Source organism: Caballeronia grimmiae (assembly GCF_022879615.1).
GTDB classification, from domain to species: domain Bacteria; phylum Pseudomonadota; class Gammaproteobacteria; order Burkholderiales; family Burkholderiaceae; genus Caballeronia; species Caballeronia grimmiae.
Window position 1 is genome coordinate 1,826,204 of sequence record NZ_CP084271.1, and the last position, 17,600, is coordinate 1,843,803.

The window sequence follows — 17,600 nt, forward strand, 5'->3', positions numbered from 1 at the left end:
AAAGCGGCGGCCGCATGAGGCGGTTTAGCGCGCCTCGCCCAGTTGATCGAGAATCGCGGGGTTCTCGAGCGTGGACACGTCCTGCGTGATTTCCTCGCCCTTCGCGAGCGAGCGCAACAGACGCCGCATGATCTTGCCCGAGCGCGTCTTCGGCAGGTTCTCGCCGAAGCGGATGTCCTTCGGCTTCGCAATCGGCCCGATCTCCTTGCCGACCCAGTTGCGCAGTTCGGTGGCGATCTGCTTCGCTTCATCGCCCTCGGGACGCGTGCGCTTGAGCACGACGAACGCGACGACCGCTTCGCCCGTCGTATCGTCCGGACGGCCGACGACCGCCGCTTCCGCCACGATCGGATTCGCGACGAGCGCCGACTCGATCTCCATCGTGCCGAGCCGGTGACCCGAGACGTTCAGCACGTCGTCGATGCGGCCCATGATGGTGAAGTAGCCGGTTTCCTTGTCGCGCACCGCGCCGTCGCCGGCGAGATACAGCTTGCCGCCGAGTTCTTCGGGGAAGTAGCTCGTCTGATAACGCTTCGGGTCGCCCCAGACATTGCGCAGCATCGACGGCCACGGACGCTTCACGACGAGAATGCCGCCCTGCCCGTTCGGCACGTCCTGGCCGGTTTCATCGACGATCGCGGCCATGATGCCCGGCAGCGGCAGCGTGCACGAGCCCGGCACGAGCGGCGTCGCGCCCGGCAGCGGCGTGATCATGTGGCCGCCGGTTTCGGTTTGCCACCATGTATCGACGATCGGGCATTGTCCGCCGCCCACGTTCTCGTGATACCACATCCACGCTTCCGGATTGATCGGCTCGCCGACCGTGCCGAGAATGCGCAGCGTCGACAGGTCGTAGCTCTTCGGATGCACCTTCGCGTCGGCCTCCGACACCTTGATGAGCGAGCGGATCGCGGTGGGCGCCGTATAGAAGACGGTGACCTTGTGACGCTGGATCATCTCCCAGAAGCGGCCCGCGTTCGGATACGTCGGCACGCCTTCGAACATGACCTGCGTTGCGCCGATTGCGAGCGGCCCGTACGCGATATAGCTATGCCCCGTGATCCAGCCGATATCCGCCGTACACCAGAAGACGTCGCCCGGCTTCATGTCGAAGGTCCACTTCATCGTCTGCGCGGCCCACAGCAGGATGCCAGCCGTGCTGTGCTGCACGCCCTTCGGCTTGCCCGTCGAACCCGACGTGTACAGGATGAAAAGCGGATGCTCCGCGCCGACCCACTCGGGCTCGCACTGCGGCGCTTCGTTCTCGACGATCTCGTGCAGCCACACGTCGCGGCCTTCGGTCCACGCGACATTGCCGCCCGTGCGCCGATACACGATGACATCCTTCACGGCCTCGCAGCCGCCGGCGGCGAGCGCTTCGTCGGCGATGCTCTTCAACGGCAGCGCCTTGCCGCCGCGCATCTGTTCGTCAGCGGTGATGAGCGCGACTGCACCGACATCGACGAGACGCTCGTTGAGCGACTTCGACGAGAAGCCGCCGAACACGACCGAATGCGTGGCGCCGATGCGCACGCACGCCTGCATCGCGACGACGCCTTCCACCGACATCGGCAGATAGATGACGACGCGGTCGCCCTTCTTCACACCGCGCTTCTTGAGCGCGTTGGCGAGGCGGGACACGCGTTCGAGCAGGTCCTGATAGGTGACGTTGGTGACGGCGCCGTCGTCGGCTTCGAAGATGATCGCGGTCTCGTTGCCGCGGCCCGCTTCGACGTGACGGTCGAGGCAGTTGTACGACGCGTTCAGCTCACCGTCGGCGAACCACGTGTAGAACGGCGCGTTGGATTCGTCGAGCACGTTCGTGAAGGGCTTGTGCCACGAGAGCGTTTCGCGCGCGAGCCGCGCCCAGAAGCCTTCGTAATCGCGTTCGGCTTCGGCGGCGAGCGCCTTGTAGGCGTCCATGCCCGATATCGCCGCTCCCGACGATGCCTTGGCTGACGGCGGAAACACGCGTTTTTCCTGAAGAACCGATTCGATCGCAGACATCGACAACCCCTCTGATGATGATTCCAAGAACCGCCGGCGCGCCTCGTGTAAAGCGATCGCGCCGCATGTTATGAGGTTCGAAAGCGGGACGCCCGTGCGCGTTTCCTGCCAGACCCTGTCTCCCTTCCATGCAAAGCTGCGGAGCTTTGCGCTCGGCCATCTTCCAGCACTGGTTCGAAGATATGCCGCCCAACTTACCCGCTTCTTACGCGAGCGCCCTTGCTAGCACGGGGTATACACGGAGTCGGCGCGGCTTCTACAATGCGTCCCCACAATCGTAACTGAACTCGTCGCGCGCTTGTCGTGCACGCGGCGCGGAAATTCATCGCGTGAATCGCTACGCCCTCTGTCTCATCGCGTCGATGCTGCTCGTCGGGAGCAACGTCGGCATCGGCAAGTCGATCGTCGCAAGCGTGCCGGCGCCGCTCTTCGCGCTGCTGCGCTTCGTGATCGCGCTCTCAGTGCTATGGCCGCTCTTTCGTCTATCCAAGATGAAACGCGTGCGCCGCGACGAGTGGATCAACCTCTTCCTGCAAGCCCTGTTCGGCACGTTCGGCTTCACGCTGCTGATGCTCAACGGCGTCGCGCGCACGAGCGCGGTCGCGGCGGGCGTCATCACGAGCACGTTGCCTGCCGTCGTCGCCCTGTTCGCGTGGCTCATTCTCAAGGAGCGCCCGGGCGGACGCGCGTTCGTTTCCATCGCGTTAGGCGTCGTCGGCGTGGTCATCGTCAACGTGGCGCAGAGCGGCGGCGCGCACGCAGCCGTCGATGTAGACGCGGGCGGCGCCGGTTCGCTCGCGGGCAATCTGATGATCGTGGGCGCGGTGTGCTGCGAATCGCTTTACGTGATCCTCTCGCGGCGGCTCACGCAGACGCTGCCGGCCATCGACATCTGCGCATACACGCACGGCTTCGGCCTCCTGCTGATGCTCCCGCTCGGCCTGCCGTCCGCACTCGCGTTCGACTGGAGCGGCGTCGACTGGATCACGTGGGCGCTCGTCGGCTGGTACGGGCTTTCGGCGAGCGTCTTCTCCTTCTGGCTCTGGATGAAGGGCATCCGCCATGTGCCCGGCAGTCTCGCGGGCGTGTTCTCCGCCGTGCTGCCCGTGGCGGCGGCGCTCTATGGCATCGTGTTTCTCGGCGAACGGCCGACGCTCGCGCACGGCGCGGCGCTCGCCTGCGTGATGGCGGGCATCCTGCTGGCGAGTCTTCGCCGCCCGCCGCGCAGAGCGCAGGAAAGCAGCGAATCCGGCGTCTGAACCGGCCCACCGCAATGGGCATCACGGCGGCATCGCGCGCCGACGCGCTACAATGTCGGGCTTTATCACGCGACTTTCGCGCAGCCCTTGCATAAGCGGCGCGCGTTCCGGTTTCGCGTTCATCGTTTCAATCGCTTTCCCGTCATCCCTCTTAGCCGACCGCCCTACCCCGACGAGCCGCCCATGTCCGCTCCCAAGCACATTCCAGATTCGCCCGTCCGACCCGGCACGATGAAGGCGTTGCCGAGAATCATCTTCATGAGCCGCTGGCTTCAGGTGCCCCTGTATCTCGGGCTGATCGTCGCGCAAGCCGTCTATGTCGTGCTGTTCCTGAAGGAAGTCTGGCACCTCGTCACGCACGCGATGACGCTCGATGAAACCAACATCATGCTCGTCGTGCTCGGCCTCATCGACGTGGTGATGATCTCGAACCTGCTGATCATGGTGATCGTCGGCGGATACGAAACCTTCGTGTCGCGGCTCGGCGTCGAAGGGCATCCGGACGAGCCCGAATGGCTCGATCACGTCAACGCGGGCGTGCTGAAGGTGAAGCTGTCGATGGCGCTCATCAGCATCTCGTCGATCCATCTGCTGAAATCGTTCATCAACCCCGATCAGCACAGCTACCACACGGTGATGTGGCAAGTGGTGATCCACGTCGCCTTCCTCGTGTCCGCGCTGATCATGGCGTATGTCGACCGGCTGACCACGCACACGCATCCGAAGCATTTCCACAGCGAAACCGCCGCGCGCGGTGCGCTGGATTGACCAGAGCGTCATCCGAACGCTCGCAGCAAGATCCACGTCCCCAGAGCACAAGCCATGACCGTCATCAAGCAAGAAGACCTGATCCAGAGCATCGCCGATTCTCTGCAGTACATCAGCTATTACCATCCGCTCGACTACATCCAGGCGCTCGGCCGTGCCTATGAACTCGAGGAAAGCGCCGCTGCAAAGGACGCCATCGCGCAGATCCTGACCAACAGCCGCATGTGCGCCGAAGGCAAGCGGCCGATCTGCCAGGACACCGGCATCGTGACGGTGTTCGTGAAGGTCGGCATGGACGTGCGATGGGACGGCGCGACGATGTCCGTCACCGACATGATCAACGAAGGCGTGCGCCGTGGTTACATGAACCCGGACAACGTGCTCCGCGCATCGATCGTGAGCCCGCCCGAAGGCGCGCGCAAGAACACGAAGGACAACACGCCGGCTGTCATCCACTACGAGATCGTGCCGGGCGACAAGGTCGACGTGCAGGTCGCGGCCAAGGGTGGCGGCTCCGAAAACAAGTCGAAGTTCGCGATGCTGAACCCGTCCGATTCGATCGTCGACTGGGTGCTCAAGACCGTCCCGACGATGGGCGCGGGCTGGTGCCCGCCGGGGATGCTCGGCATCGGCATCGGCGGCACCGCCGAGAAGGCGATGGTCATGGCGAAGGAATCGCTGATGGACCCGATCGACATTCAGGACATCATCGCCCGCGGTCCGCAGGACTGGATCGAGGAACTGCGCGTGGAGCTGCACGAGAAAGTGAACGCGCTCGGCATCGGCGCGCAAGGCCTCGGCGGTCTGTCGACGGTGCTCGACGTCAAGATCATGGCCGCGCCGACGCATGCGGCGAGCAAGCCCATCGCGATCATCCCGAACTGCGCCGCGACGCGCCACGCGCACTTCACGCTCGACGGCTCCGGCGCCGCGAAACTCGAAGCGCCGCCGCTCGACGCCTGGCCGAACGTCACGTGGGCGCCGAATACGGAGACGAGCCAGCGCGTCGATCTGAACACGCTGACGCCGGAACAAGTGACAGCGTGGAAGCCGGGCCAGACGCTGCTGCTCTCGGGCAAGATGCTGACGGGCCGCGACGCCGCGCACAAGCGCATCGCGGACATGCTGGCGAAGGGCGAAAAGCTGCCGGTCGATTTCACGAACCGCGTGATCTACTACGTCGGCCCGGTCGATCCGGTGCGCGACGAAGCCGTCGGACCGGCTGGCCCGACCACGGCCACGCGCATGGACAAGTTCACCGAGACGATGCTCGCGCAGACCGGCCTCATCTCGATGATCGGCAAGGCCGAGCGCGGTCCGGTCGCGATCGAGGCGATCAAGAAGCACAAGGCGGCGTATCTGATGGCGGTCGGCGGCGCGGCGTATCTCGTGTCGAAGGCGATCCGCGAAGCAAAGGTGCTCGCCTTTGAAGACCTCGGCATGGAAGCCATCTATGAGTTCGACGTGAAGGACATGCCGGTCACGGTGGCCGTCGATTCGAACGGCACGTCCGTTCACAAGACCGGCCCTGCGGAATGGCAGGCAAAGATCGGCAAGATTCCGGTCGCGACGGTCTGAGCGCGCGTCGCAGACGGCGCGTGGTTCCAACAGCCGGGCATGGCGCCCGGCTTTTTTCTTTGAGCTCCGTCGCCGTCGCTAAAGAGATTCATTCTCAGTTTCATCTGAAAGAAAAAATATCTCCCTACCTTGGCAGAAGCACGCTCAAGGATTATCTTTCTTCAATGCCCCGCGCTCCAGACAAGGAACAATCATGCAAGGCGACGCAAAAGTCATCGAATACCTGAACGCGCAACTCAAGAACGAGCTGACCGCGATCAATCAATACTTCCTGCACGCGCGGATGTATAAGCATTGGGGCCTGGAGAAGCTGAACAAGCACGAGTACGACGAGTCCATCGGCGAGATGAAGCACGCCGACTGGCTGATTCAGCGCGTCTTCATGCTCGACGGCCTGCCGAATCTGCAAGACCTGCACAAGCTGCTGATCGGCGAGGAAACGAAGGAAATCCTCGAATGCGACCTGAAGCTCGAGCAGATTTCGCAGTCGACCTGCAAGGAAGCCATGGCTTACTGCGAGTCCGTCCGCGATTTCGTTTCGCGCGATATCTTCGACAAAATCCTGAACGACACAGAAGAGCACATCGACTGGCTGGAGACGCAACTGGATCTGATCGACAAGGTCGGCATCCAGAATTACCAGCAGACCATGATGGGCGACCACGAGTAATCCGCAATCGCAATGTCCGTTGTCGCTGTGCCATCTGCTGTATCCGCCCTGTCCGCCGATACACCGAACGCGCGCGCCGTGCCTGACACGAGCGCGCCGGTCGGCATTTTCGATTCCGGCCTGGGCGGGCTTTCCGTCCTGCGCGCCGTGCGTGCCCTGTTGCCACACGAGCGGCTGATTTACGTCGCCGATTCGCTGCACGCGCCCTACGGCGAGCGCGACGACGCGTTCATCACCGCGCGCACGATGGCCATCGGCGAATGGCTCGTCGCGCACGGGGCCAAGGCGCTCGTCGTTGCCTGCAACACGGCGACGGCGCAGTCCATCGCCTTCGTGCGGGAGCGGCTCGCGATTCCGCTCGTCGGCGTGGAACCGGGCGTGAAGCCCGCGGCGGCGGCGTCGAAGTCGCGCGTCGTCGGGGTGCTGGCGACGCAGGTGACGCTGAAAAGCACGCGCTTCCAGTCGCTCCTCGACCGCTATGCCGGCGATTGCCGCTTTATCTGCCAGCCGGGACACGGGCTCGTGCAGGCGGTGGAACGCTGCGATACCTCGTCGCCGGAACTCATGGCGCTGCTCGAAAGCTATCTCGAGCCGATGCTCGACGCCGGCGCCGATACGCTCGTGCTCGGCTGCACGCACTACCCGTTTCTCGACCGCGCCATTCGCGAAATCGCGGGCGAGCGGCTGCAAATCGTCGATACGAGCGTGGCTGTCGCGCGCCAGCTCGACCGTTTGCTGGACGCGAACGCGCTCAAAAACACCGACGCATCGCTCGAACGCCTGCCGCGCTTCTGCTCCACGGCGGACGGCGAATCCCAGCGGCAACTCGCCGCATCGCTCCTGCAACTCAATGCCAGCGTCGAGCACGTGGACATTCCTTCCCGCACGGCGCAAGCCGTTTGAGCAGTTCCTTGCGGCTCACGCATGTTCGTGAGCCGCTTTTCCCCGCTTGACGATACCCCGCAGCAACATCCCCGCTCTTCTGCGACGTGTTACAAAAAACGCCGACCCTCGCTTGCAAAGCTTCGCGTACTGAATGATAATAATTCGCATTAACGAAAGCTATCGTGAACGATCATGATCGTGTGTGTCTGCAAATCAGTGTCTGACCGGAAGATCCGCGCCGCCATCGCCGAAGGAATCGACTCCTTCGACGAACTTCAGTTCGAGCTGGGCGTCGCGATGTGTTGCGGCAAATGCGAGGAAAGCGTTCGCGATGTGATGGCGCAAAGCGGCGCATGTGCGTCGCACTGCGGTGTCATCGAACGAGAGCGTCCGCAGGCCGTGCCGTTGACGTTCTACGAACGCAAGGCCGCCTGATAATTCTGCTGTACTGCCGGGCGACGGAAGGCCGACCGCGCCGTTCCGTCGCATGATCGTTTTCCTGCAAGCCAGGTACCTTGGTTCATTCCACGGGTCGTCAGCCAGCCATGCAATGCTTGCCCGAGGAGGGAAAGATGGAATTGCTGATTGGTTTCGTGGCCACGTTGTTCATATCCCTGGTTATTTTTCGCACATGATGTCGTTCGGCTCTCTTCGCGCGTCCCGCGCCGTATCCTTTCTGGATGGCAGCGAAATCCGCAGTCAGGCCAGCAGCACATAACAATGCAGTCCCCGACCATTTCTCCTGCCGCTTTCCAGCGGCCGCCTGCTTCGAACGTCAATCCGCGCGTGCTGGCGGCGTGCGCGGCCGTGCTGGCGATCCATGCCGCCCTGCTGGGCGTCGCGCTCACGATGCGTCACGAGCCGCCGCCTCGCCCTGTTGAAGCGAAGGCGATCATCGCGCAGTTGATCAGCGAGACGCCCAAGCCCGCGCCGCAGCCCGTCGCGGTCGAGTCGCCGCCGACGCCGCAGCCGCCGAAGCCGGTTCCGAAGCCGCAACCCAAACCGAAGGTCAAGCCCAAGGTCGAGCCGAAGCCCACGCCGATGCCGGTAACGGAAGCGCCGTCGCAGGTCGCCGCGCCCGCGCCCGATCCCACGCCGCCCGCTCCGCCGCAGCCCGCGCCGCCTCCGCCGGCGGCGCCCGCCATCGGCAAGCCGACGATGGATCTCGCCGCGCCGAAGAACGTCGCGCATCTGTCGTGCAACATCGCGCAGCCCGACTATCCGGCGATGTCGCGCCGTCGCGGCGAAACAGGCACGGCAATGGTCAAGCTGACGGTCGGGCTTTCCGGCAAGATCGAAGACGTGAAACTGCAGAAGAGCAGCGGCTCTTCGCGCCTGGACGACGCCGCGCTCGACGCCGTCCGCTCGAGCGCCTGCACGCCCTATAAGGAAAACGGCGAGGCGATCCGCGCGACGGCGACGGTGCCCTTCGTTTTCAGCTTGAACGACTGAACGTTTTTTAGATACAGGAAACAGAAATGCAAAACTACGGAATTGCGCACGTATGGGCGCAAGGCGATTTCGTGACGCGCGGCATTGCGCTCGCGCTCGTCATCATGTCGGTGCTTTCGTGGACGGTGATCGTCGTTAAGGCGTGGAACGTCGTGCGCCTGAAGCGTCTGACGAAGAACGCTGAACAGGCGTTCTGGCACTCCGACGATTTCAACGACGGCATCAAGAAGCTCGGCAGCCAGTCGTCGAGCCCGGCCGACAACCCGTTCCTTGCGCTCGCGCTCGCCGGCCAGGAAGCGGCCGAGCATCACCATCAGACGCAGCCGCATCTGCACGACCGCATGGACGTGTCGGACTGGATCACGCGCTGCCTCAAGGACGTGATGGACGAAGGCGTCGGCCGCATGCAGTCGGGCCTGGCCATTCTGGCGTCCATCGGCAGCACGTCGCCGTTCGTCGGCCTGTTCGGCACCGTGTGGGGGATTTATCACGCGCTGCTGACCATCGGCGCGACGGGCCAGACCTCGATCGATCAGGTCGCGGGGCCGGTCGGCGAATCGCTCATCATGACCGCGTTCGGCCTGTTCGTCGCGATTCCTGCCGTGCTCGGCTACAACGCGCTGACGCGTGCCAACAAGGGCATCGTGACCAAGCTCAACCGCTTCGCGCACGGCCTGCATGCATTCTTCGTCACGGGGGCGAAGCTCTCGTCGCGAAAGCCCGCCGCGAACGGTCAGGCCGATAGCCTGCGTCTCGCGACGCGCGCCAGCTAAGCGGAGGTTCTCATGGCCATGAGCCCATTCGCCAGCGAAGAAGACGACGGCATGATGAGCGAAATCAACATGACGCCGCTCGTCGACGTCATGCTGGTGCTGCTGATCATCTTTCTGGTGACGATTCCCGCGATGCATCACGCGGTCAAGATCGATCTGCCGCACGCGAGCAGCCAGCCGCAGGGCGAGAAGCCTTCGCACGTGAACGTCGCGATCCAGGCGGACGGCACGATTCTCTGGGACGATCAGAAAATCGACGACGCGACGCTGAACGCGCGTATCGCGCAGGCGGCGCAGCAGACGCCGCAGCCGGAAATCCACCTGCGCGCGGACCGCAAGGTGGCGTACGAACGTGTTGCTGATCTGATGTCGGCGGCGCAGGCGGGCGGCCTGACGAAGATTGGTTTCGTCACGGAGCCGAAAGGCGGGAAATAAGCTGCACCGCGAGCAGAAAGTAAAAGGCCTTCATCGTCAGACGAAGGCCTTTTTTATTGCGCGCTCGGCGCATTCGGGCGAGGCGATTACTTGGGGCTCGAATAACCTGAACCCGCTGAATCACCGCATGCGGCAGCCGTGTTCGACACGGACAGCGCGATCAGCCCTATCAGGCTAACTATCAGAGTAGCCGTCAGTTTTCGCATAAGAAGCTCCTTAGCGAAAGGCATCCCAATATAACGCCGTCATTTTCGCGGGACAAGATCTTGTCCGATTGAATCTGACCATCGCAAGCGCGCGCTTCAATGTCTCAGACGATGCAGCGCGCCGGGGCGATCAAACCGTTTCCTGTTCGGGCCGCTCGATGACAGGACATTCTCCGGGAAAGCGTCTGCCGTCATCGATCGACTCGACGAGAAAATCGACGAACGCGCGGATCGCCGGCACCATGCCCTGCCGCGACAGAAAAACCGCATAGAGTTGCGGCGACGGAAACGTCCAGCCCGGCATCACCGGCGACAACTGGCCGCTGCGTAACGGCGCGCCGTACATCATCTCCGGCAAGGCCGCGATGCCGACGCCGCGCATGACGGCTTCGCGAATCATCGACAGGTCCGCCGTGACAAGACGCGGCTCGTGCTCGTACTCGTGGCGCGTCCCATCAGGCGCGATCAGGCGATAGACGTGCCGGCCATCCGACGACGGCATGTCGAGCGTGTCGTATTGCGCAAGGTCCGCGACGGTCATCGGCGGCGCGTTCGGCTTCAGAAGCGACGGCGCGGCGACCAGCATCTGCTGCGTGCGCCATAGCGGCCGCGCGACGACGTTCGAGCTCGCAGGCGCTTCCGAGCGCACGCGCAACGCGACATCGATCGCGTCCTCGAACAGATCGACGACGCGGTTGGTCACGCGCAGCACCACGCGCACTTCTGGATAGCGATGCATGAAGTCGGGCATCACGGAGGCCAGAAACGTCTGCGCGATCGTCACCGGGACGCTCACGCGCACCGTGCCGCGCGGCGAATCGCGCAGGCTTTGCACGACGTTCACGGCCGCCTGCGCCTCGGCGAGCATCGCCTGACAGTGCTGATAGAAAAGCTGACCCGCCTCGGTGAGCGCGAGCTTGCGCGTAGAGCGCTGCAACAGCCGCACCCCGAGCGAGGCCTCCAGTTCCGACACGCGCCGCGACAACCGCGACTTCGAAATGCCCAGCACGCGTTCGGCTGCGGAGAATCCGCCGTGCTCGACCACGTGCGAGAAGTACATCAGGTCGTTGAGGTCGTGCGAATCGGCTTTCATTTTCGGTAGTCGCTTGGTGTCGTCGGCCCGGGCCGTTGTTTATCGCAGCAGGACAATGCTTTGCGCCGCGGCGTCTTTTACCGCCAAATACGGGCCATATAATAGCTCCATCGTTCCAAATTTAGCGCCATTCCCCTATTGGCGACGCGAGGCAAGGACACCATGAGCCGCACCATTTCGAGCATCATTCCCGCGACCCGCACCGTCGAAGGCGGCGGCTTCGTCGTGTATCGTCCGTTTCCGACGCGCCTTCTGATGGACTTCGACCCATTCCTGCTGCTCGACGAAATGGGTCCGGTCGACTACGCGCCCGGCGAGGCGAAGGGCGCGCCCGATCATCCACATCGCGGCTTCGAAACCGTCACCTACATGCTGGAAGGCGAATTTGGCCACAAGGATTCAGCCGGCCACTCCGGCACGCTGCGCGCGGGCGACGTGCAATGGATGACGGCCGGCGCGGGCGTCGTGCACAGCGAAATGCCGGGCGAGGCGTTCACGCAGCGCGGCGGGCGCGTTCACGGCCTGCAACTGTGGGTCAACCTGCCCCAACGCGACAAGATGATCGCGCCGCACTATCAGGAAATTCCGTCGGCGAACATTCCGGTCGCGACCAGCGAAGACGGCAAGGTGCGCGTGAAGGTCATTGCCGGTGAGGCGCTCGGCGTGAAGGCCGCGATCGAAACGCGCACGCCCATTCTGTATCAGCACTTCTCGCTGCAGCCGGGAGCGAAGGTCGAGCATCGCGTGCCGCGCGATTTCCGCGTGTTCGCGTATGCGCTGTCCGGCACGGCGCTGTATGGTCCGCAAGCCCAGCCAGTGCGCGCGCAACAGATGGTCATCTTCCGCGACGACGCCGACACGATCACCCTCGCCGCCGGCGATGAGCCCGTCGAGCTGCTGCTGCTGGGCGGCGTGCCGCTCAAGGAGCCGGTCGTGCGCTACGGTCCGTTCGTGATGAACACGGAAGACGAGATTCGTCAGGCGGTGATCGACTATCAGTCAGGCCGCATGGGCGCGATCACGCACTAATTCAAAAGCGCAAAACGGCGCGGCACGAACGAGCACATTGCGTCACAATGGCCGTTCGTCCCGCGCCGTATCAATTTGTCCGGCGCGTCCGTTCCCTACTCGAGGAAAAGCGCATGTCCGCTCCTGTCGTGACCGCCAGCATCGGCGAGGCTGAATTTCGAACGCGCCTCGACGACGGCACGCACACCTGGTTCGCCGATGAACCCGTCAGCCTCGGCGGCGCGGATTCCGGCCCGCAACCGGCCGCCCTGCTGCTGTCGAGCCTGGGCGCGTGCACGTCGATCACGCTAAAGATGTATGCGAAGCGCAAAGGCTGGGCGCTCGAATCGGTGAGCGTCGAGTTGTCGATGAAAAGCGCGGACGGCGGCACGGTCATCGACCGTCGCATCAGCGTGACAGGCGCACTCGACACCGAACAGCGGGAACGGCTCTTGCAAATTGCCAACGCGTGCCCGATGCACAAGGTCCTGTCCGGCGCGATCCGCATCGATTCCGGACTCGCCGAAGCCTGACGGCCTCGCAGCGGCATCACGAACGTCCAAGGAAACGTCGTTTTGAATTTTGAACACCTGATCCAGATCAACGATCCGCACAACCCGCTCGTCGCATCGCTGACGCGCGAGCAGTTGTGGGAAGGCCTCGTCCTGCGGGCCGAGCAGCCGCAATTGTTCGTGCTCGGACTCGATAGTTGCGCGATCCTGTCCCGCGACGGCGACATCATGGAGCGCGAGCTGCATTACGGCCAGGCCGTCGTGCGCGATCGCGTCACGCTGTATCCGAACGACAGCGTGCGCTACGACATCCTGCCAACCGCCGAACACGTCGGCGGTTCGCTGACGATGGCGATCGAGCAGCCGGATGCGCTTCAGCTCTTCCTGCGCTTCACCTACAGCACGACGCTGCCGGAGAACGATCATCCGACGCCGGACGAGCGGCAGACGCAGGAAATCGTGAAATCGGCGTATCGCGAGTCGGACATCGATACGGTGCGGCTCATTCGCCAGTACGCGCACGGACGCACAGGCGAAAGCCCGCTGCACTGAGCAGATGGAGCGCGGCTATCGAAAGCCGCGCTTTGATCGGAAAGTCTGCTTGCAAATAGGAATGGTTATCATTTACTATAGGTCCATCGAATCAACGAACTCACCTTCCGACCGACATGACCGACACGCTGCGATCCTCCACGCTCAGGCTGCGCCGTCCGGCTGTTCGCGACGCGGCTATCACCCGCCCCAAGGCGACGCCCGCCCCGGCCGCCGATGCCAACGCCGAGCGCTCGCTGCGCAGCGATACGCTGCTGCAGGGCCGCAGTCACATCGCGATCGTGCATAACGGGGAGACCTATCAGTTGCGCGCTACGCGTCTGGGTAAGCTGATCCTGACGAAGTAGCGGAAAGAACAGCAGTACGTACCGTGTATTGTGGGGACCACCTCGCCAGGAGGTGTTTGGCCTTAGCCAGCAAGGACGACTTGCACGCGAGAATTTAGACCCCTTCGTGCAAACACCAGCCAGTCGTCGGTAGCAAGCGAAGCCGCTTTTTTTGGTTCCTGCCGATTGCGCCTGCATGGCGAACGTAAAAGACGAAACGGCACGCTTTCCTGACGAAAGCGTGCCGTTTGTTTTTGGCGGCGAACGCCTCAGACGTTCTCGATACCCAGCGCCCCGATGCCCGCGCGGGCAATCTGCGCATCCTGATCCGATTTCACGCCCGACACCCCCACCGCCCCGACGATATCCACGCCGACGAAAATCGGCACGCCGCCTTCGAGCATCGCGGTCATCGGTGCGGACAGGAACGCGGTGCGTCCCTGCTTGATGGTGTCCTCGTAGGCTTTCGTTTCGCGGCGGCCGAGCACGGCGGTGCGCGCCTTACCCGTCGCCATTTCGACCGTGCTCGCGCCCGCCCCATCCAGCCGATGCAGATGCAGCAGATGCCCGCCTTCATCGACGATGGCGATCGTCACGTTCCATTGATGCTGCTTCGCGAAAGCCTCGGCGGCGGCGGCCATGGCTGTCACGTCATCGTCGGTCAGTACGGGTTTCGTTCTCATTGGCTCGCTCGCGGTCCGGTTAGCGTGAAAAGCCCCAGAACATCAGATACCACGCGCTGTCCGCAACGGCCAGCGCTGCCACGAACCATAACATCGCCGCGAAACGAGGAACAAGCGTCGTCGCGTAGCGGCCGGTCACGCGCCACGCGAGCCACGCGCTCCATACATTGGCGACGCCGAGCAGCCCAAGGCGCAGGCCCGTAACCCACCACAGCGGCACATGTTCGGCGCGCAGCAGCGAGACCGTCGTTGCGGAAAGGCCGAGAAACACGCCGACGCCTGCAATCGGAATCAGCGCGAGCGCCAGATGATGCAGCCGTTTGGCGCTGCCCGTGCCGAGCATACGCCCGCCCCCGGCGAGGAGCGCGAGCAGCGCCGTGCCATAGACGAGACCCGTCGCGACGATATAACCGACGACCAGCGAGCCGTCGAGCCACGAGAAGACATCGTTCTGCTCCGGATAATGCGTGAACAGAAACCACGGCGCGTTGGCTTCGAGCGGCCAGAGAATATCGTGGTCGATCAGCCAGCCTGCGAAGAACTGCTTGAGATCGACGAACCACGTGCTCACGGTCCAGTGGAACGCGCCGATCGCGATGCCGAGCAGGCCATAGAGAATGAGCGCGGTGTCCCACGGATTCGCTGCCTTGTCGCCCTGATTCACGACTTCGTCGGCGGGCGAGCGCCACGACAGCGCGATGGCGTCGCGGTGACCGCTGCATCGTCCGCACATGTGGCAGTCGGCGGCGCCCTTCATGTTGCGCAGCGGCACGAGCGGCGCGCAGTTGATCGGGATCACGCGATGCCCGTGCTCGCCCTTGGTGTACGAACGCCGCCAGGCGTCTTCGTTGACCTTGTAATGGAACGGCGCGAGGCGCGCGAGCAGCGAGAATACGCCGTTCACCGGGCACAGATACTTGCACCACACCCGCTTTTCACGGCCGTACAACGCGCCGATGATCATCGCTGCGACGGTCGATCCGCCGAGCACGAGCAGCACGGCCTTCGGATACTGATAGACGCTGACCATCTGGCCATAGATCGTCGTCAGGCCGAACGCGACGAACGGCCAGCCGCCCCAGCGCATCCAGTGCGGAATGGCGCGGCCCCGGCCGAAGCGGCTCGCGAACTCGGTCAACGCGCCTTCGGGACACAGCACGCCGCACCAGACGCGGCCGAGCATCACCATCGACAGCAGCACGAACGGCCACCAGATGCCCCAGAACACGAACTGCGCCGCGAGCGTCAGATTGTTCCAGAGATGCGCGGAGCCGTCGGGCAGCGGCATCACTGCAGGAACCAGGATCAGAAAAGCGTACACGGCCACCACGACCCACTGGATTCCGCGGATCGTGCTGCCGTGTTGTTGCATCCATTGGCCGGCTTGCTGCAGCCGGCTCGGGACTCGCACACCTTGTTGCATCTCGGAGCTCATGCTGGGCGGCCAGCCGCCTTTTGTTTTTGCGCCATCTGGTTGTTCGAACGGCGCATCAGGAGATAGATGACGATCCAGTACAGCGCGTAAGCGACGAGATTCATGCCGGCGGGATGCGCGCGATAGCCGGTGAGCGTCGCGACGAGCGAGCCGAAGGTGGTGGAATCGTCGAGCAGCGCGGACGTGTTCCAGACCTGATTGACGATGACCGGCAGCACTTCCATGTCGATCAGCTTGTCGACGCCCGTTTCGAAAAGGCCGGCAGCAAGGAACAGCAGCATGATTTCGGTGACGCGGAAGAACGAGCGCCACGAGAAGATCTTGCCGCCGAGCTGCAGCACATAGAACGTGAGCAGCGCGAGCGCGAAGCCAATGATGATCGCCACGTACTGCGACGCCGGCACGTGACCGGACTGCCCGAAACCGACGCCGTAGAGAAATACGGCCGTTTCGCTGCCTTCACGCGCGATCGCGAGCGCGACCAGCAGCGCGATGCCCCACCAGTGCCCGTCCTGCGTGCTCTTTTTCAGCGACGTTTCCATGTCGCGCTTGAGCGTGCGGCCGTGACGCTTCATCCACAGCACCATCTGCACGATCAGCACGCAGGCGATCAGCACCATGCCGGTCTGGAAGTAATCCTGCGCATTGCCGGACAGCACTTCGGTGAAACCGATGAGCGCCGCTCCGAGCGCGATAGCCGCAAGCAGCCCGGCCGCGACGCCGAACCACAGATAAGGCAGGCCGCGGCGCGCCTGTTGGTCGCCGTTTTTCAGCCACGCATGCAGGATGCCGACGACCAGCAACGCCTCGACACTCTCCCGCCAAACGATGAAAAGGACCTGCCCCATAACGCAAACCTCCTGCAGTTCTGCTTCACTACCGCCGCGCGAAAAAATCGCGCGGCAGGAACATCACTTCGCGACGATGACGCCTTGCGCTGTCTGGTGGAAATCGTCGAAGAACTTGTATTCGCCTGGATCGAGCGGGGCGATCACGACGAACGAATCGGCGCCCGGCGCGAGCACTTTTTCCTTGCGCAGCTGCACGCTTTCGAATTCGGCGGCGCCCTTGCCGACGTTATGCACTTCGATCTTGATGCGCTGCCCCGCCGGCACTTCGATGCGCACCGGGTTCAGCTTGCCGTCGTTCATTTCCAGCTTGAACGTCGGCAGATCGGCGGCCTGCGCGATACCAACGCCCGCCCCGAACACGGCGGACAACGCGATCGCAACCACCTGGCTTCTAAGTTTCATGCGTACTTCCTGAGATGAACGCGCCCGGCCTTTGAAGACAGCCGGGCGCGTGAATCAAGCGCGCGGTCGCGCGATGCTCAATACCCGCCCTTCTTGCCGATTCCCGCGAACGGGAAGTCGTACTCGATCGTGTAAGGCTTGAACCACGGGCCGACGCCCGTTTCCTTGTCCGTGTGGCGGCCGAAAGCCATATGGCCGGTCTCGGCCGGCGGGGAGATGTGCAGCTTCAGGTGATACTTGCCCGGCCCGAAGAGCTTGACGTTGTCGCCATAGTGCGGGCCGTCGCTAGCGACCATCGCCATCAGGTCGCCCTTGATCGTCTGCGTCGTGCCGACCTTCGAGAGTTCGTACGTGATGTTCAGGTACGGCATCCAGTCGCCTTCCGCGAACCCGGTCGGATTGTTCTTGACCGCGTGGATATCGGCTTCGAGGTGGATGTCCGAATCCGACGCCTTGCGCATCATGCCTTCCGGCGACATCGTGATCGGCTGAAGATAGACGGCGCCGACTTCCATGCCGCCTTCGATGTGCTGCTTTCCGATCGGATATTCGGCAGCGGAGGCCGCCATCATCGCCGTGAGACCAGCAGCGGCGACAAGGCCGCGCATCAACGTAGAACCCATCAGGTACTCCTTCTTTTTATGGATCGGCTCACGCGTCAATTACTGCCGCGCGGCCACGCTACAAAACGGCCGATCACCCCGC

Annotated in this window: 20 protein-coding genes; 13 read left to right on the forward strand and 7 right to left on the reverse strand. The window is 63.5% G+C overall.

All coding sequences use genetic code 11. The features are described 5' to 3' along the window. Positions 1–24: 24 nt before the first annotated feature. Positions 25–2,007, reverse strand: coding sequence for an acetate--CoA ligase (gene acs / locus LDZ21_RS08865; RefSeq protein WP_244792848.1), 1,983 nt, complete (start codon positions 2,005–2,007; stop codon positions 25–27). Positions 2,008–2,336: 329 nt separating this feature from the next. Here acs and LDZ21_RS08870 point away from each other — a divergent pair, with 329 nt between their 5' ends. The 9 genes from LDZ21_RS08870 (at position 2,337) to LDZ21_RS08910 (ending at position 9,827) form a co-directional block, all read left to right on the forward strand. After that, positions 2,337–3,266 (forward strand): DMT family transporter, encoded by a 930-nt coding sequence (locus LDZ21_RS08870; RefSeq protein WP_244792850.1) that lies wholly within the window; start codon positions 2,337–2,339, stop codon positions 3,264–3,266. 183 nt (positions 3,267–3,449) lie between these two features. Further along, positions 3,450–4,034, forward strand: a complete 585-nt coding sequence (locus LDZ21_RS08875; protein ID WP_404980511.1) for a TIGR00645 family protein — start codon at positions 3,450–3,452, stop codon at positions 4,032–4,034. Positions 4,035–4,088: 54 nt separating this feature from the next. Beyond that, the gene (locus LDZ21_RS08880) at positions 4,089–5,612 is read left to right on the forward strand and encodes a fumarate hydratase (protein WP_244792853.1); all 1,524 of its coding nucleotides are present in this window, start codon (positions 4,089–4,091) and stop codon (positions 5,610–5,612) included. A 193-nt stretch (positions 5,613–5,805) separates the two neighbouring features. Beyond that, complete coding sequence (gene bfr, locus LDZ21_RS08885; RefSeq protein WP_035970068.1) at positions 5,806–6,282, forward strand: bacterioferritin; 477 nt, start codon at positions 5,806–5,808, stop codon at positions 6,280–6,282. Between the two features lie 12 nt (positions 6,283–6,294). Then, positions 6,295–7,185, forward strand: coding sequence for a glutamate racemase (gene murI / locus LDZ21_RS08890; protein WP_244792855.1), 891 nt, complete (start codon positions 6,295–6,297; stop codon positions 7,183–7,185). Positions 7,186–7,359: 174 nt separating this feature from the next. Continuing rightward, positions 7,360–7,602 carry a (2Fe-2S)-binding protein gene (locus LDZ21_RS08895; protein ID WP_035970069.1) on the forward strand — a complete coding sequence of 81 codons (243 nt, stop codon included), beginning with the start codon at positions 7,360–7,362 and terminating at the stop codon, positions 7,600–7,602. A gap of 285 nt (positions 7,603–7,887) precedes the next feature. Further along, complete coding sequence (locus tag LDZ21_RS08900; protein WP_244792857.1) at positions 7,888–8,619, forward strand: energy transducer TonB; 732 nt, start codon at positions 7,888–7,890, stop codon at positions 8,617–8,619. A gap of 26 nt (positions 8,620–8,645) precedes the next feature. After that, positions 8,646–9,392, forward strand: coding sequence for a MotA/TolQ/ExbB proton channel family protein (locus LDZ21_RS08905; protein WP_035970071.1), 747 nt, complete (start codon positions 8,646–8,648; stop codon positions 9,390–9,392). Positions 9,393–9,404: 12 nt separating this feature from the next. Continuing rightward, positions 9,405–9,827, forward strand: a complete 423-nt coding sequence (locus tag LDZ21_RS08910; RefSeq protein ID WP_244792859.1) for an ExbD/TolR family protein — start codon at positions 9,405–9,407, stop codon at positions 9,825–9,827. A gap of 336 nt (positions 9,828–10,163) precedes the next feature. Here LDZ21_RS08910 and LDZ21_RS08915 read toward each other — a convergent pair whose 3' ends face one another. Further along, entirely contained in the window at positions 10,164–11,126 is a 963-nt protein-coding gene (locus LDZ21_RS08915; RefSeq protein ID WP_244792861.1) for a LysR family transcriptional regulator, read from the reverse strand. 162 nt (positions 11,127–11,288) lie between these two features. Here LDZ21_RS08915 and LDZ21_RS08920 point away from each other — a divergent pair, with 162 nt between their 5' ends. The 4 genes from LDZ21_RS08920 (at position 11,289) to hemP (ending at position 13,545) form a co-directional block, all read left to right on the forward strand. Next, positions 11,289–12,155 (forward strand): pirin family protein, encoded by an 867-nt coding sequence (locus tag LDZ21_RS08920; protein ID WP_244792863.1) that lies wholly within the window; start codon positions 11,289–11,291, stop codon positions 12,153–12,155. A 113-nt stretch (positions 12,156–12,268) separates the two neighbouring features. Next, positions 12,269–12,667: an OsmC family protein gene (locus LDZ21_RS08925; protein WP_244792865.1), complete on the forward strand. Its 399-nt coding sequence runs from the start codon at positions 12,269–12,271 to the stop codon at positions 12,665–12,667. 42 nt (positions 12,668–12,709) lie between these two features. Then, on the forward strand, positions 12,710–13,198 hold the full coding sequence (locus LDZ21_RS08930) for an SRPBCC family protein (RefSeq protein ID WP_244792867.1): 489 nt from the start codon (positions 12,710–12,712) through the stop codon (positions 13,196–13,198). Positions 13,199–13,314: 116 nt separating this feature from the next. Then, the gene (gene hemP / locus LDZ21_RS08935) at positions 13,315–13,545 is read left to right on the forward strand and encodes a hemin uptake protein HemP (protein WP_244792869.1); all 231 of its coding nucleotides are present in this window, start codon (positions 13,315–13,317) and stop codon (positions 13,543–13,545) included. A 248-nt stretch (positions 13,546–13,793) separates the two neighbouring features. On the opposite strand, the gene LDZ21_RS08940 is transcribed toward hemP, so the two are convergent. The 5 genes from LDZ21_RS08940 to LDZ21_RS08960 all read right to left on the reverse strand — a co-directional run bounded on the left by LDZ21_RS08940 (position 13,794) and on the right by LDZ21_RS08960 (position 17,518). Beyond that, positions 13,794–14,207 (reverse strand): GlcG/HbpS family heme-binding protein, encoded by a 414-nt coding sequence (locus LDZ21_RS08940; RefSeq protein ID WP_244792871.1) that lies wholly within the window; start codon positions 14,205–14,207, stop codon positions 13,794–13,796. A 19-nt stretch (positions 14,208–14,226) separates the two neighbouring features. After that, positions 14,227–15,630, reverse strand: a complete 1,404-nt coding sequence (locus LDZ21_RS08945; protein ID WP_404980510.1) for a 4Fe-4S binding protein — start codon at positions 15,628–15,630, stop codon at positions 14,227–14,229. Between the two features lie 8 nt (positions 15,631–15,638). Further along, positions 15,639–16,490, reverse strand: a complete 852-nt coding sequence (locus tag LDZ21_RS08950; protein WP_244792875.1) for an FTR1 family iron permease — start codon at positions 16,488–16,490, stop codon at positions 15,639–15,641. 63 nt (positions 16,491–16,553) lie between these two features. Then, the gene (locus LDZ21_RS08955) at positions 16,554–16,895 is read right to left on the reverse strand and encodes a cupredoxin domain-containing protein (protein ID WP_244792877.1); all 342 of its coding nucleotides are present in this window, start codon (positions 16,893–16,895) and stop codon (positions 16,554–16,556) included. Positions 16,896–16,972: 77 nt separating this feature from the next. Continuing rightward, on the reverse strand, positions 16,973–17,518 hold the full coding sequence (locus LDZ21_RS08960; RefSeq protein WP_404980509.1) for an iron transporter: 546 nt from the start codon (positions 17,516–17,518) through the stop codon (positions 16,973–16,975). Between the last annotated feature and the right edge of the window lie 82 nt (positions 17,519–17,600).

Coding starts and splice junctions, on each gene's coding strand:
- acs (WP_244792848.1), bottom strand. CDS start 2,007: ATGTCTGCGATCGAATCGGTTCTTCAGGAAAAACGCGTGTTTCCGCCG.
- LDZ21_RS08875 (WP_404980511.1), top strand. CDS start 3,450: ATGTCCGCTCCCAAGCACATTCCAGATTCGCCCGTCCGACCCGGCACG.
- LDZ21_RS08880 (WP_244792853.1), top strand. CDS start 4,089: ATGACCGTCATCAAGCAAGAAGACCTGATCCAGAGCATCGCCGATTCT.
- bfr (WP_035970068.1), top strand. CDS start 5,806: ATGCAAGGCGACGCAAAAGTCATCGAATACCTGAACGCGCAACTCAAG.
- murI (WP_244792855.1), top strand. CDS start 6,295: ATGTCCGTTGTCGCTGTGCCATCTGCTGTATCCGCCCTGTCCGCCGAT.
- LDZ21_RS08895 (WP_035970069.1), top strand. CDS start 7,360: ATGATCGTGTGTGTCTGCAAATCAGTGTCTGACCGGAAGATCCGCGCC.
- LDZ21_RS08900 (WP_244792857.1), top strand. CDS start 7,888: ATGCAGTCCCCGACCATTTCTCCTGCCGCTTTCCAGCGGCCGCCTGCT.
- LDZ21_RS08905 (WP_035970071.1), top strand. CDS start 8,646: ATGCAAAACTACGGAATTGCGCACGTATGGGCGCAAGGCGATTTCGTG.
- LDZ21_RS08910 (WP_244792859.1), top strand. CDS start 9,405: ATGGCCATGAGCCCATTCGCCAGCGAAGAAGACGACGGCATGATGAGC.
- LDZ21_RS08915 (WP_244792861.1), bottom strand. CDS start 11,126: ATGAAAGCCGATTCGCACGACCTCAACGACCTGATGTACTTCTCGCAC.
- LDZ21_RS08920 (WP_244792863.1), top strand. CDS start 11,289: ATGAGCCGCACCATTTCGAGCATCATTCCCGCGACCCGCACCGTCGAA.
- LDZ21_RS08925 (WP_244792865.1), top strand. CDS start 12,269: ATGTCCGCTCCTGTCGTGACCGCCAGCATCGGCGAGGCTGAATTTCGA.
- hemP (WP_244792869.1), top strand. CDS start 13,315: ATGACCGACACGCTGCGATCCTCCACGCTCAGGCTGCGCCGTCCGGCT.
- LDZ21_RS08940 (WP_244792871.1), bottom strand. CDS start 14,207: ATGAGAACGAAACCCGTACTGACCGACGATGACGTGACAGCCATGGCC.
- LDZ21_RS08945 (WP_404980510.1), bottom strand. CDS start 15,630: ATGCAACAAGGTGTGCGAGTCCCGAGCCGGCTGCAGCAAGCCGGCCAA.
- LDZ21_RS08950 (WP_244792875.1), bottom strand. CDS start 16,490: ATGGGGCAGGTCCTTTTCATCGTTTGGCGGGAGAGTGTCGAGGCGTTG.
- LDZ21_RS08955 (WP_244792877.1), bottom strand. CDS start 16,895: ATGAAACTTAGAAGCCAGGTGGTTGCGATCGCGTTGTCCGCCGTGTTC.
- LDZ21_RS08960 (WP_404980509.1), bottom strand. CDS start 17,518: ATGGGTTCTACGTTGATGCGCGGCCTTGTCGCCGCTGCTGGTCTCACG.